At 64.0% G+C, this 13,957-nt stretch carries 12 protein-coding genes; 10 read left to right on the top strand and 2 right to left on the bottom strand.

Going from position 1 to position 13,957, the window contains the following annotated elements; genetic code table 11:
• Positions 1-7 precede the first annotated feature (7 nt).
• Both ACUN0E_RS14050 and ACUN0E_RS14045 read right to left on the bottom strand, forming a co-directional pair.
• Positions 8-1,198, bottom strand: coding sequence for an amidase (locus ACUN0E_RS14050; protein ID WP_445566979.1), 1,191 nt, complete (start codon positions 1,196-1,198; stop codon positions 8-10).
• Positions 1,195-1,995 carry a cysteine hydrolase gene (locus ACUN0E_RS14045; RefSeq protein ID WP_445566978.1) on the bottom strand — a complete coding sequence of 267 codons (801 nt, stop codon included), beginning with the start codon at positions 1,993-1,995 and terminating at the stop codon, positions 1,195-1,197. The genes ACUN0E_RS14050 and ACUN0E_RS14045 overlap by 4 nt, the downstream gene beginning before the upstream one ends.
• A 208-nt stretch (positions 1,996-2,203) precedes the next feature.
• On the opposite strand from ACUN0E_RS14045, the gene ACUN0E_RS14040 reads away from it, so the two are divergent.
• From ACUN0E_RS14040 to biuH, 10 genes are all read left to right on the top strand, one after another.
• Positions 2,204-3,181, top strand: a complete 978-nt coding sequence (locus ACUN0E_RS14040) for a BMP family protein (RefSeq protein ID WP_445566977.1) — start codon at positions 2,204-2,206, stop codon at positions 3,179-3,181.
• A gap of 1 nt (position 3,182) precedes the next feature.
• Positions 3,183-4,829, top strand: coding sequence for an ABC transporter ATP-binding protein (locus tag ACUN0E_RS14035; RefSeq protein ID WP_445566976.1), 1,647 nt, complete (start codon positions 3,183-3,185; stop codon positions 4,827-4,829).
• Positions 4,826-5,923, top strand: a complete 1,098-nt coding sequence (locus ACUN0E_RS14030) for an ABC transporter permease (RefSeq protein ID WP_445566975.1) — start codon at positions 4,826-4,828, stop codon at positions 5,921-5,923. Before ACUN0E_RS14035 ends, ACUN0E_RS14030 begins: the two co-directional genes overlap by 4 nt.
• Positions 5,923-6,840, top strand: a complete 918-nt coding sequence (locus ACUN0E_RS14025) for an ABC transporter permease (protein ID WP_445566974.1) — start codon at positions 5,923-5,925, stop codon at positions 6,838-6,840. Before ACUN0E_RS14030 ends, ACUN0E_RS14025 begins: the two co-directional genes overlap by 1 nt.
• An 83-nt stretch (positions 6,841-6,923) precedes the next feature.
• A complete protein-coding gene (locus ACUN0E_RS14020; RefSeq protein ID WP_445566973.1) occupies positions 6,924-7,667 on the top strand; it encodes a TetR family transcriptional regulator in 744 nt (247 codons plus the stop codon).
• Between the two features lie 332 nt (positions 7,668-7,999).
• Entirely contained in the window at positions 8,000-9,865 is a 1,866-nt protein-coding gene (gene atzF / locus ACUN0E_RS14015; protein WP_445566972.1) for an allophanate hydrolase, read from the top strand.
• Positions 9,866-9,904: 39 nt separating this feature from the next.
• A complete protein-coding gene (locus tag ACUN0E_RS14010) occupies positions 9,905-11,002 on the top strand; it encodes a BMP family ABC transporter substrate-binding protein (protein ID WP_408339987.1) in 1,098 nt (365 codons plus the stop codon).
• Between the two features lie 47 nt (positions 11,003-11,049).
• Complete coding sequence (locus ACUN0E_RS14005; protein ID WP_445566971.1) at positions 11,050-12,165, top strand: ABC transporter permease; 1,116 nt, start codon at positions 11,050-11,052, stop codon at positions 12,163-12,165.
• Entirely contained in the window at positions 12,158-13,084 is a 927-nt protein-coding gene (locus ACUN0E_RS14000; RefSeq protein WP_445566970.1) for an ABC transporter permease, read from the top strand. Before ACUN0E_RS14005 ends, ACUN0E_RS14000 begins: the two co-directional genes overlap by 8 nt.
• Before the next feature lie 135 nt (positions 13,085-13,219).
• Positions 13,220-13,954: a biuret amidohydrolase gene (gene biuH / locus ACUN0E_RS13995; RefSeq protein WP_445566969.1), complete on the top strand. Its 735-nt coding sequence runs from the start codon at positions 13,220-13,222 to the stop codon at positions 13,952-13,954.
• The last annotated feature ends 3 nt before the right edge of the window (positions 13,955-13,957 follow it).

Genomic DNA, 13,957 nt, shown 5'->3' with positions numbered 1-13,957 from the left:
TGCTCCACTACCGAAGGTTCGCCGAAGTGCGCCGCGAGTATAGATCGCGCGCGAAGGCAAGCAACGCGCGATCGCTGCCGCGCGCGCCGATGATCGACAGTGCGAGCGGGCGATCGATTTCGTCGGTGAAGGGGAGCGTGATTTGCGGCAGGCCGCCGATCGCGGCAATCGCGTTCATGGTGAGCGCGTCGTCGTAGAAGCGGCCGATTGCGGCGCCCGATGCATCTTTCGGTAACAGCGCAACGGGTGTGGTCGGCATAAGCAGCACGGTATCGAGTCCGAGCATCGCATCGAGCGCGCTGCGCAATTCGCGCTGAGTGGCGCGCCATTGCGCGGCCTGCTTTCGATCGAGCGTTTCGAGCCGCGCAAAGCGCGCTGCAATGGACGGGCCGAAACGGGGTTGCGTGGCACGGATCCAGTCACCGAGCGAGGCGTCGATCTCAAGATCCTGCACGATCTGATAGCACGCAAGCCAGCGCGCCTCGTCTCCGGCGAACAGATCGAGCGACGTGTCCGCGCCTAACGATCTGGCTAAGGCATCGAGGCGTAAAGCATCGTCGGGCTCGTTGCGCTCACGCGCGGCGAACGCTTCGACGACACGCGCGAGGCGTATCGGCTGCCCGGACGCAGTAGCCGGAGAGACCGCTTCCGGCAGCAATACATCGCCCACCGCGGCAAGCACATCGATCGACCGCGCGAACCAGCCGACCGTGTCGAAGCACGGTGCGAACGGCAGCACACCCTCGAGCGAAATCGCGTCGTGACTCGGCCGCATGCCCCACAACCCGCAGAACGCAGCGGGCACACGCACCGAGCCGCCAGTATCGGTGCCCAACGCAAAGTCCACCTCACTGCCCGCCACCGCCGAAGCCGAGCCGCTCGACGATCCGCCCGGCAATGCATGCGGCCAGCGCGGATTGAGCGGCGTACCGTCATGATGATTCGCGCCTTCGAGGCTATAGGCGAGTTCGTCGGTGATCGTCTTGCCGTCGAGAGCAGCGCCGGCGTCCAGCAGCGCGCCGACGCAAGGCGCATGACGGCGTGCCGCCGCATGGCTCTCCCGCCAGTCAGGATTGCCGCCGCCGGTCGTCACGCCGGCGACGTCGATCAGATCCTTCACCGCAAAGCGCAGGCCGTCGAGCGGCCCGCTCGCCGTCGCGCCCACCTGCACGCGCGGGCCCGAGATGAATGCACTCATGCGCAGTCCGCCAAAGCATCGACGATACGCGCCGAATCGGTGACGAAGCCAAAGCACTTCTTCACGTTCCAGACGGCCGCCTCCGTGCAGAACGCCGGCGACGACGTCGCGCAGCAGTCTTCCACCAGCACGCAGCCGTAGCCGAGAAAGTTGGCGTCGGTCAGCGAATGCAGCACGCACTGATCGGTGTTCACGCCCGCGAACATCACCGTGCGAATGCCGAGATTGCGCAGGATGCTGTCGAGCGGCGTGTCCCAGAAGCCGCTGATGCGGTACTTGTCCACGCAGATGTCCTCGGGCAGGGGCTTGAGTTCATCGACCACCGCAGCGGCCCACGAATCCTTTTCAAGCACATGCGCGCCGTTGCTCGCGAGCGGTTCGCCAAGGCCCGTGCCTGTGCCGGTCGGCTTATATAGATGCAACTGATTCGGCGGCATGTTGGCGAGGTCGGGCCGATTTCCCCAGTTGACCCAGATGACCGGCACGCCGCATTGACGCAGAACCGGCAGCAGGCGCTGCAATGGTGCAATCGGCACGCGGTCGGCCTCGAAATCGCCCCCAATCTGGGCAACCCATCCTCCGTTGGTGCAGAAATCATTCTGCATGTCGATCACGACGATCGCCGTGCTGCGCAGGTCGATGCGCACGTTTTGCGGTTCGCACGACAGTGTCGCGACGACAGGTTCCGGCGCGGGCAACGACAGGTCGACAAGCTTCTCGCTGGCGTGCCAGCGATGGCGGCCGTCGCGGCCCAACTGGCCGGAAACGCTTGTGCCGTAAGCGTCGTGTTGTTTCATCGGAAGTTCTCCATCGTGTCTGAATCGCTATAAAGAATGGGCTGCCCGGATGCCGCCGCGCATTGCGGGCGCGGCGTTCTGGCCGTTGTTTGGAGCAGATTGGAACGAACGCCGGCGCCCATAAAAACCATGGCTTGGCATTGAAGTTGCATTTGTTTCGTTCATGAATAACCTACTTACCCAAACCAAACGCAAGAGGAATGCCAGAATGTCGATCGCCAAGTTCAAAACCTTCGCCACCTGTGTCGTCGCGCTCGCCGCATCCACCAGCGCGATGCATGCCGTCGCGGCCGATCCGTTGCGGGTCGGCGTGCTGATTCCCGGCTCGAAGTCGGACAAAGGCTGGATGGAATCCGGCTACGACGGTCTCGTCGCCGCGCAGACAGAACTGGGTCCGAAGCTCAAGACGCAGATGATCGAGAACATCAACTACGCGGACATGGAACAGGCGCTGACCAACCTCGCGTCGAAGAACCAGTTGGTGATCGGTGTGGGTGGCCAGACGCAGGCATCCGTGCTGAAGATCGCCAAACGCTTTCCCAATGTGAAGTTCGCGATCGTTGGCGGCAACAAGGGGCAGGACATGCCGCCGAACGTGGCGGGCTATGACGTCAAGCAGGCGGAAATCGCTTACGTTGCCGGCGCGGCCGCGGCCATGCTGTCGAAGAACGGCGCGGTCAGCTACGTGGGTGGCATGGAGATTCCGTCTATCGTCAACGCCGGCAAGGAGTTCGGTAACGGCGCGCGCTCGATCAATCCGAAGATCAAATATTTCGAGAGCTACACGGGCGATTTCGACAACGTGTCGAAGGCGAAGGAAGCCACGCTGGCGGCCATCTCTCAAGGCGCGGACGTTCACTATCACATTCTGAATCTCGGTCTGCGCGGCATGGAGCAGGCGGCCAACGAAAAGCACACGCATGTGATCGGCAGCTATACGGACCGCTGCGGCACGGACCCGCTGTATATCGCGTATTCGATTACCGGCGTCGGCTATCAGGTGCAATACGCGATCGACCAGATGGCGGCCGGCACGTGGCAACCGGGTTATAAGGCGTTCGGCCTGGCGATGGGGCCGAAGGCGTCCGGCATGGTCATCTGCAAACCGACGGCGGAGATGTCGACGAAAATCAGGCAGATCGAGCAGGACATCGAGAGCGGCAAGATCAAGGTCTCCGAAGGCTGACATGGACGCGACTCGAGCTTCTGCCGCTTTCGCAACGGCGTCTGCCGAAGCAGGCGCCACCACGCCCGCAAATAACCACGCACCGCGCGCCGCAGTACTGCGCATGGACGGTATCGGCAAACGCTTCGGCCAGTTTCAGGCGTTGAGCGACGTGTCGCTCGAACTCTTCGCCGGTGAAGTGCATTGTCTTCTTGGCGAGAACGGCGCCGGCAAATCGACGCTATGCAACGTGATGTTCGGCGTATATCAGCCCGACGCGGGCGCGATGTGGCTGGATGGCGCACCGTATCAGCCGCACAGTCCGCGCGATGCCCTTGCTCACGGTATTGCAATGGTTCATCAGCACTTCAGCCTGGTCGAAGATGTGAGCGTGCTCGACAATCTGCTGCTGGGGCAGGTTCGTGGCTGGCTCAATCGCAAGCGGGAGGCGCAGCGCGTGCGCGCGCTGGTGGCCGAACTGGGTCTTGCGCTCGATCCGGACGCGCGGGTCGCGGATCTGTCGATCGGCGAAAAGCAGCGCGTCGAGATCGTCAAGTGTCTGATCCGTGAACCTCGGCTCCTCGTGCTGGACGAACCGACCGCCGTGCTGTTACCGGCTGAAATCGATGCGCTGCTCGACACGTGTACGCGGGTTGTCGCGCGCGGTTGCGCGGTCGTACTGGTGACGCACAAGCTGGCGGAGATCCGCCGGATCGCAGGCCGCGCGACGGTGCTGCAAAGCGGCCGTGTGGTCGCCCGTTCGAACACGCCGTCAGCCGATGTCGATGCGCTCGTGCGCGCGATGATTCAACGCCCGGGCACGGCGAATAGCGAAACCACCGGCTCGAATGCAACCGCCGCATCGCCTCCAAAACCCCGCAGCGCGTCACCCTACGGGCGGCCGCTCGCCGACGAAGCCTTGCAGATCGACGGCCTCACGGTGCGCGATGCCGACGGCGTCACGCGTCTCGAAGACTGCACGCTGGTGGTCAACCGCAGCGAGATCGTGGGCATTGCGGGCGTGGAGGGCAACGGTCAGAGCGAACTCGGCGCGGTGCTGGCCGGCATGCAGCGAGCGAGTGCCGGGCGCTTTTTTGTACAGGGCAAGGACTGCACGCAGGCCGCGCCGCAGACCTTGACGATGGCGGGTGTCGGCGTAGTGCCGGAAGACCGGCACGCGGTTGGCTGTGTGCCCGACATGAGCGTGACCGAAAACCTTTTTCTCAATCGCCTTGACGACTATGCGCGGCATGGCTTCATGCGCCGTCGCGCAATGCGCCGCGACGCCCGCGCGCTGATGCAGCGTTTCGATGTACGCGCCGCGAGCCCCGATGTCGCGTTTCGCGGCCTGTCGGGCGGCAATCAGCAAAAAGCGGTGCTCGCGCGCGAACTTACGCTCCAGGGCCTCGCCGTGCTGGTTGCGGCACAGCCCACGCGAGGCCTCGACGTCGGCGCGGTCGCGGCGGTATATGACCACATACGCGCCGCGCGCGACGAGGGCGTCGGTGTATTGCTGATCTCGTCCGAACTCGACGAGTTGATGGCGGTGGCCGACCGCGTCCTCGTCATGTATCGCGGTCGCATTATGGGCACCTGTGTGCCGGATGCGTCGCAACTCACTCTTCAACGCGAGCGCATTGGCGCATGGATGGCAGGCCAGACAGCATGACTCCCACGACTTCATTGGTTTCTTTTCCCCGCGCGCCATGGCGCGGTTCGCGGCGCGTGCGAACCGTTGCCGTGCTAGGGGGCGCCGCGCTCATCGCGGTTGCGGCGGCGCTGGCGCTGATTGCAAGCATTCATGTGTCACTCGGCGACGCGCTCGCCGCCTTCGCCGACGGCGCGTGGGGCTCGCCTTACGCGATCGGTGCATCGATCAATCGCAGCCTGGTGTTCGCGCTGGTCGGCAGCGGCTTCGTGCTGGCGAACCGCGCGCAGCTGACCAACGTCGGCGGTGAAGGGCAGATCGCGATGGGCGGCATCGCCGCCACCGCGGTCAGCCTTTATGGCCACGTCGCGCACTTGCCACTCGGCCTGTCGTTCATCGTGCCGATGCTGGCCGCCGCACTGGCCGGCGCCGCATGGGGCGCGCTTCCCGGCTGGCTGAAAGCACGCGCCGGCACCAACGAGGTAATCAGCACCTTGCTGCTGACGTTCATCGCCGTGTGGTTTCTCTACTGGTGCGTGCAATCGGAAGCGCTACTGCGCCAGCCGATGACCAATGCAGTCACGCTGCCCGAGTCGCTCGACATTCCTGACTCCACCAAGCTGCCGCTTCTATCGAGCACGAGTTCGACCGGGCTGCATATCGGCTTGCCGATCACGATCGTGTTGTGCATCGCGGTGGCCCTGGTACTGGTGTATAGCCGCTTCGGCATGCATCTGCGCGCGGTCGGCCTGAACGCGCTGGCTGCACGCCGCGCCGGCATGCCGATCACGTCGACCGTCGTCGGTGCACTGGCGCTGGCCGGCGCGCTCGGCGGTCTCGCCGGCGCGTTGATGCTGCAAGGCGATCAATACTCGCTGAAAGCCGGCTTCTCGTCGGGCTATGGCTTCGACGGCCTCGTGGTCGGCTTGCTCGCGCGCGGCTCGATAACCGGCGTGTGCACGGCGGCGTTGCTGTTCGGCTTTATGCGCTCGGGCGGCATCAATATGGAAATGGTCGCATCCGTGCCGTCGGCGCTGGTGCTGGTGGTGCAGGGCATCGTGATCGTCGCGCTGGCCGGCGGTTCGCGGTGGCTCGAGCCGAAAGGAGCACGTTGATGAACGCGGAATTCATGGCGGTTTTCGTCGGCTCGTCGATCCGTTTTGCCGCCCCGCTGATGCTGGCCTCGACCGGCGAATTGATCAGTGAACGGGCCGGCGTGCTCAACATGAGCGTGGAAGGCATGATGCTGTCGGGTGCGTTTCTCGGCGCGGCCGGTGCATGGGCGACCGGCAACGCGGCGCTGGGCCTCGCGATCGGCATGCTCGGCGTGCTGCCGATCGCTTTGCTACAGGCGTTCCTGAGCGTCACGTTGCGCGCCAATCAGATCGTCACGGGCATCGGCATCAACATCCTCGCGCTCGGCGCGACGACGCTCGCGTATCGCGAGCTGTTCGGCGAACGCTCGAGCGCAGTGATTCCCGGCCTCGCGCGCTGGTCGCCACCGGGCCTCGGCGCGATTCCGGTCATCGGCGAGCCGGTGTTTCATCAGGTATGGCTCGTCTATCTGGGCCTTGCGATTCTGCTGGCAACCTCGCTCGTGATGCGGCGTACCGCGCTCGGTGTGGCGCTGCACGCGGTGGGCGCGGCGCCGAAGTCAGTCGATCAGTCGGGGCTGTCGGTGACCCGGCTGCGGTATGGCGCGGTGCTGTTTTCGGGCATCATGTCCGGCGCGGCGGGCTGCTTCATTTCGATCGGCGACATTCACACCTTCACTGAAGGGATGACCAGCGGCGCCGGCTACCTCGCGATTGCGGCGATCATCTTTGGCAACTGGAAGATCGGCCGCACAGTTGGCGCGTGTTTGCTGTTCGGCGCCGCGAGTGCGTTGCAGTTCCAGTTACCGCTGATCGGCGTGCATGTGCCGACCGCGCTGCTGGTGATGCTGCCTTATCTGCTCGCCTTGATTGCGGTGGCGGGACTGATCGGCCGGCAAACCGCACCGCTCGCGCTGACCCAGCCGTTCCGGCGTTGAGGCCGCGCTTACAATGCCCTGAATTGACGCTCCCTGACGCATCCTTTTGACGCAATCACGCCGCCGCCTGGCTTTCTATCGATATGACACGTGCTTCTGCCCGATCGACTCCCGCTGCATCCGCCACGCCCACGACCCAGCGTCAGAAGCTCGCTGCGGCGACCCGCCAGCGCATCTTCAAAATTGCGATCGCCGAGTTTTCCGACAAGGGCCTGAGCGGCGCGCGGGTGGAGACGATCGCGAGCCGCTCGAAGGTCAACATCCGGATGATTTACCACTACTTCGGCGGCAAGGAGGCGCTTTATCTGGAGGTGCTCGAGTTCGTGCTGGCGCGCCTGCGGGAAGCCGAACTCAGGCTCAAACTCGATGTCGACCAGATCGATCCGGTCACGGCTATCGTGCAGCTTTACGACTTCATCGAAGGGCATTTCGCGGCGCATCCCGAACTGTCGAAGCTGCTGTCATTCGAGAATCTGAACCGCGCCCGGGTGATGAAGCGTTCCAGCGCGATTCCGGAAATGTCGTCGCCGGTGTTGAGTCTGCTGGGTACCGTAATCGCGCGTGGTGAAAGCGACGGCTCGCTGCGCAAGGGCATGGACCCGCTTCATCTGTATGTCGCGCTCGTGAGTCTGTGTTCCTTTCACAAGTCGAACGCTTTTACGTTATCGCGGATCTTCAACACCGACATGCTCGCCACACAGTGGCAGGAAGATCACAAGGCCCAGGCACATGAAATGGTGCGCGCGTTCGTCGTAGCCGGTGCGCCGCAGCCGGCATTGCCGATCCGCGTGTCGGGTCGTCAAAGCGACGCCAACGTTAAGGCTTAGGGTCGACGCGCGTTGCGAGCGCCGATTATCGAATGCTTTGGGCACGCGCTTTAGCACGTTTTTTCGCTTTGGGTTTGATGTGCCTACAGACGGAGGACGGAAGGAGGGCAGGCGCGAATGCGGGGCGCCTGAGCCCCGAGTTGGGGAGCGCTGCACCATCAGGCGTTGAGCAACTTGCGGCGCAAGGCGCTGGCCAGGCTCCCGTCGAATCATCGCAAACCCAGTCCTGACAAGGCTGGCCACCCGTTCCAGCCAGCCCGGAATGCACTTGGCATAGCTCCTGCTAAGTTGAGTTCAAACTTGTATTCAAGATTGAACTCAAGGAAAAACAGGTGCCTATTTCTTCACCACTGACGGTCAGCGGTCTTCTTCAGGCTTATGCCGGCAAACGTCTGACGCCAACCCAAACGGTGGCGTCGACGTTTGCGCGCATCGACCAAAGCGACCGGCCGGAAGTCTGGATCTTGCGTGTGCCCGCCGCGGACGTGCAGGCACGCGTCAACGTACTCGAAGCGCTTTACGAAGAGCAGGGCGCCGCCGTGTTCGAGCGGATGCCGTTGTTCGGCGTGCCATTCGCCGTCAAGGACAATATCGACGTCGCCGGCTTGCCCACCACCGCCGCCTGCGAACCCTTCAGCTATACGCCGGACACGTCTGCGTTCGCCGTGCAGCGCCTCATCGACGCCGGCGCGATCCTGATCGGCAAGACCAATCTCGATCAGTTCGCGACCGGCCTCGTCGGCACGCGCTCGCCTTATGGCGCGGTGCGTCACCCCGAGTTTGCGCAGCGCGTGTCGGGCGGGTCGAGTTCCGGCTCTGCGGTTGCGGTCGCCGCGGGTTGCGTGGCCTTTTCCCTCGGCACCGACACGGCGGGATCGGGTCGCGTGCCGGCTGGATTCAACGGGCTCGTCGGCTTGAAGCCGTCGCTGGGACTGGTTAGCAAACGCGGTGTCGTGCCGGCGTGCCGCAGCCTCGACACGATCTCGGTATTCGCGCACGACGTTGACGATGCGTGGCGCGTGTTCAGCGAAATCGCCTGCTTCGATTCCCTCGACGGCTACTCACGCAAGGTACCGAGTCTCGGTCTGCTGCGCGGCGCGCCACGCATCGGTGTGCCGGACCACCTGGAGTTCCACGGCGACGCAGCGGCAAACCAGGCGTTCTCCGCGTCGCTCGACGCGCTCTCGACGCATCTGCACCTCAGCCCCTTGCCGGTCGACTTCAAGCCGCTCAATGCGACCTCAGCGTTGCTCTACGACGGCCCCTGGGTGGCCGAACGGCGCGCCGCGCTCGGCGGATTCTTCGAGACGCATCGCGAAGCGATCGATCCGGTCGTCGCAACGGTGATCGGCAAGGCGGATAGCTTCAGTGCCGTCGACGCGTTCAACGGCCAGTACGCACTCGCCGACCTGAAGCGCCACGCCGAACATCTCTTCGAGGCGATCGACATCCTGATCGTTCCGACCACGCCGACGCATCCGTTGATCGCGGATGTGCAGGCCAATCCCGTCGAGTTGAACAGCCAGCTCGGCTATTACACGAACTTCGTCAATCTGCTCGATCTGTGCGCGCTGGCTGTGCCGTGCCAGCGTCGCCATGACGGCTTGCCGGCCGGCGTCACGCTGATCGCACCGAGCGGCGCGGACCGGCGTCTCGCCGAATTGGGCCAGCGGATTCAGGCGCTGTTCACGAGCGCGACCGAGACCCGGAGCGAGACCTCTACCGTGGTCGAAACAAAAACCAGAATCGGAACCACGGCGAACACGATCGAGCCACTCCCGTTTCAGGAGCCGACAGTCGCGCTAGCCGTGGTCGGCGCGCATCTGCGCGGACAGCCACTGAACTGGCAAATGCAGGAAGCCGGTGCGCGGTTTATCGAAGCAACCCACACCGCGCCCAGTTACAGGCTGTACGCACTCGCCAACACGCAGCCACCGAAACCGGGCCTCGTGCGCACGGCCGAACAGACAGGCCAACCCATCGCCGTCGAAGTCTGGGAAGTCCCACTGCGCACCTTCGGCAAATTCGTCGCCGACGTGCCCGCGCCGCTTGGCATCGGCACGCTGCAACTCGCCAACGGCCTCACCGTGAAAGGCTTTATCTGCGAGCCCTCGGCGGTCGGCGCCGACAGTGGTGCGACAGAAATCACCGCGTTTGGCGGCTGGATCACCTATCTCGACAGCCTGAATGTCAACTGAAGGCCAACGCTCATTAACTCTAACCAGGAATTGGACACCATGACCAGCCGCCGCAATTTCATCAAGAGCGCCAGCCTGTTGACGCTTGGCAACATCCTGCCGATTCAATCGGTGTTCGCCGCGCCCAGGACGACCGTCGGTGTGATCTACGTCGGCGCGCGCGGCGATTACGGCTACAACCAGGCTCAGGCAACGGCCGCGGCTGTCATCAAGAAGATGCCTGACGTGAAGGTGGTGGAAGAGGAGAACGTGCCTGAAACCATCGCCGTGCAGAAGACCATGGAAGCGATGATCGAACAGGACGGCGCCACCTTGATCTTCGCGACTTCGTTCGGTTACTTCGATCCGCACGTACTGAAGATGGCGGCCAGATATCCGAAGGTGCGCTTCGCGCATTGCGGCGGTTTGTGGAAGCAGGGCAACCCTTCGAACATCACCAGCTACTTCGGCTATATCGACGAGTGCCAGTATCTGAACGGCGTGGTCGCGGGCCATATGACGAAGAGCAGGAAGCTCGGCTTCGTCGCCGCCAAACCGATTCCGCAAGTGCTGCGCAACATCAATTCGTTCACGCTCGGCGCGCAGTCCGTCGATCCGTCGATCACGACGCAGGTAATTTTCACCGGCGACTGGTCGATGCCCGTCAAGGAAGCGGAAGCCACCAACAGTCTGATCGACCAGGGCTGCGACGTGCTGACCTGTCACGTCGACGGTCCGAAGGTCGTTGTCGAAACCGCGGAGAAGCGTGGCGCGATGAGTTGCGGTTATCACGCCAGCCAGGCGGCGCTCGCGCCGAAGGGCTATCTGACCGGCGCGGAATGGGATTGGGCGACGCCATACAGACAACTGGTCACGGGCGCTCAGGCTGGCACGCCGCAACCCAATGTGCTGCGCGGCGGTTTGAAAGAGGGCTTCGTGAAGATGTCGCCGTACGGCGCGAAAGTCACCGCGCAAGCGAAGCAGAACACCGACTCGATCAGAAGCAGCATGGTGGCCGGCAATTTCGTGATCTTCAAAGGCCCGATGAAGGACAACAAGGGCGGCATGGCGATCGCCTCGGGCGCGAGCCATGTGCAGTCCGACTACACGCTCGAAAGCATGAACTATCTGGTGGCGGGCGTCGTCGGTCAGATCTGACGACGGCGTGCGTGTCTGCTTGAGTTTGCCTGAGCGAAGGAGCCGTGATGCGTCCCAATGCCCCTACCGCGAGAGTGATGTTGTCGCTCTTGCCCGTGCTGCCGACCGCGTTGGCGGTGCTCGGCACCTTGCTGCTGTTCTCGCTGTTCCTGCTGGCGCAGGGACAGCCGGCGCCCGATGCAATCGGGCTGATCTTCGAAGGCGCATTCGGTTCTTCGTTCGCATGGCAAAGCACCTTGCTGCGCGCATCGCCGCTGATGTTGACCGCTTTGTGTGTCGCGTTGCCCGCGCAGGTCGGCCTGATTGTGATCGGCGGCGAAGGCGCGCTCGCGCTGGGCGGCATGTGCGCGGCGATCGTCCCGCAGATGCTGCCGCACGGCACGCCTTGGCTCATTGCCACGCCGTTGATGGCGGTGGCCGGCATGCTGGCCGGCGGCGTCTGGATCGGTGCGGTCGGCGCCTTGCGGCAATGGCGCGGCGTCAACGAGACGATCAGCAGCCTGTTGATGTCGTATGTCGCGATCGCGCTCTTCAAGCATCTGGTGGAAGGGCCGTTGCGCGATCCTGCGAGCCTGAACAAGCCGTCTACCTATCCGGTACCCGACGCGATGATGATCGGTTCGATCCCCGGACTCGATACGCATTGGGGGCTGTTCTGGGGCGTCGTGGCCTGCCTCGCGGCGTGGGTGTTCGTGAAGTTCAGCACCAGGGGTTTCGCGATGCGCGTGGTGGGCGGCAGCAATCGCGCGGCGCGTCTGGTCGGCTTGCCCGTCAATCAGCTTGCGCTTGCCGCGTGCGTATTAGGCGGCGCCGCAGCGGGACTTGGCGGCATGTTCGAAGTGGCCGCCGTGCAGGGCAGCGCAAATGCATCCCTGCTCGCGGGCTACGGCTATGCGGGCATCCTGGTCGCGTTCGCCGCACGTCAGAATCCGCTCGCGATCATCGCGTGTGCGCTGATGATCGGCGGCATCGAAGCGAGCGGCTCGCTGCTGCAACGGCGGCTCGATCTGCCCGATGCCACCACGCTCGTTTTGCAAGGCCTGCTGTTCGCCAATCTGCTGGCGTGGGAAGCGCTCGGTGGGCGCATCGCCGCCTGGCGCGTCAAATTGCAGGCCGCGACGCAGACCGATCTTCCCGTGCAACTGGAGCAGACCCATGCCTGATATGCACTCGCCCATCGTGATCCTGTTGCTGTCGCTGTTCGCCGGTGCGATCCGCGTCAGCACGCCTTATCTGTTCGTCAGTCTCGGCGAATGTCTGACCGAGAAGGGTGGCCGCGTGAATCTCGGCCTCGAAGGCATCCTCGTGTCCGGCGCGATGAGCGGCTATGCCGGCGCTTTCCTGACCGGCTCACCATGGGCCGGCGTGCGCGCGGCCGGCTTCGTAGGCTTGCTGCTCGGCTGCCTGCATGGCCTCGTGTGTTCGCTGCCGCGCGTGTCGGACATCGCATTTGGCATCGCGCTGATGCTGCTCGGCACCGGACTCGCGTTCTATCTCGGCAAACCGTTTATCGAACCGCAAGCGCCGATGCTGCCGTTCATCGACCTCGGCACGTGGACCTCGTCGCCACAATTGCATAACGCGCTGCATATCAACCTGTTGTTCGTGATCGGCGTGGTGCTGGCCTTCGTTCTGCAATGGGGCTTGCGCAATACGCGCTGGGGGATGGTGCTGCGGCTCGTCGGCGATCACGCTGAAACGGCGCGCGCGATGGGCTATCCGCTGACGCGGGTGCGCATCGCCGCGACTGCGGTGGGCGGTGTGTTCGCGGGCATCGGCGGCGCGTATCTGTCGCTGGTCTATCCCGGGAGCTGGAACGAAGGGCTCTCCAGCGGACAAGGACTGATGGCGGTCGCGCTGGTGATCTTCGCGCGCTGGCAGCCGTTGCGCTGTCTGTGGGCCGCTTTGCTGTTCGGTGCGGCCGGCGCGCTCGGCCCCGCGCTGCAGGCGATCGGCGTGACGAGCGGCTATTACCTCTACAACGCCGCGCCGTATGTGCTGACGCTCGCGATCATGATCGTCAATTGCCGTCCTGATCGTACGTTGGCTGGCGCGCCGGGTGAACTGAGTCTGACTCGCTGAACGCGAACTCGCTGAGTCTGATCCGCTGAGTTGATCCGCAGAGCCGAGCTGCTGAACCTGACTCACATAGCTTGAGCTCGCCACATTAAATTCGCCCCTGCGTGCCTTCACGGACCCAACAAGGATCTCACCACCATGAACCGATTTATCGAAGCGAAGCCCTATCCGTGGCCCTACGACGGCAACCTGCGCCCGGACAACACGGCGCTCGTGATCATCGATATGCAGACGGACTTTTGCGGCTACGGCGGCTACGTCGACAAAATGGGCTACGACCTGTCGCTGACGCGCGCGCCGATCGAACCGATCAACAGCGTGCTGAAGCCGATGCGCGAATTGGGCTTCACGATCATCCACACGCGTGAGGGCCATCGTCCTGATCTCTCCGATCTGCCCGCCAACAAACGCTGGCGCAGCCGCCGCGCGGGCACCGGCGGCGTGGGCATCGGCGACGACGGCCCGTGCGGCAAGATCCTCGTGCGCGGCGAACCGGGCTGGGAAATCATCGACGAACTAAAGCCGCTGCCCGGCGAAATCATCATCGACAAACCCGGCAAAGGCTCGTTCTGCGCGACGGATCTCGACCTGATCCTGCGCACGCGCGGCATCGTCAATCTGGTGCTGACGGGCATCACCACCGACGTCTGCGTCCACACGACGATGCGCGAAGCCAACGACCGCGGCTTCGAATGCACGGTGCTGGCCGATTGCTGCGGCGCGACCGACAAGGGGAACCACGCCGCCGCGTTGCACATGATCACCATGCAAGGCGGCGTGTTCGGCACGGTGTCGGACTCGCACGCGCTGCTGGCTACGCTACTGGCTACGACGGTGGCGCCGGCAGCGGCGCTGGCCACGTCAGGCAGATAAACC

The organism is Paraburkholderia sp. D1E (assembly GCF_052682275.1).
The sequence above is the reverse complement of the archived record's forward strand: the minus strand, read 5'-3'. Positions and strand labels throughout refer to the sequence as shown.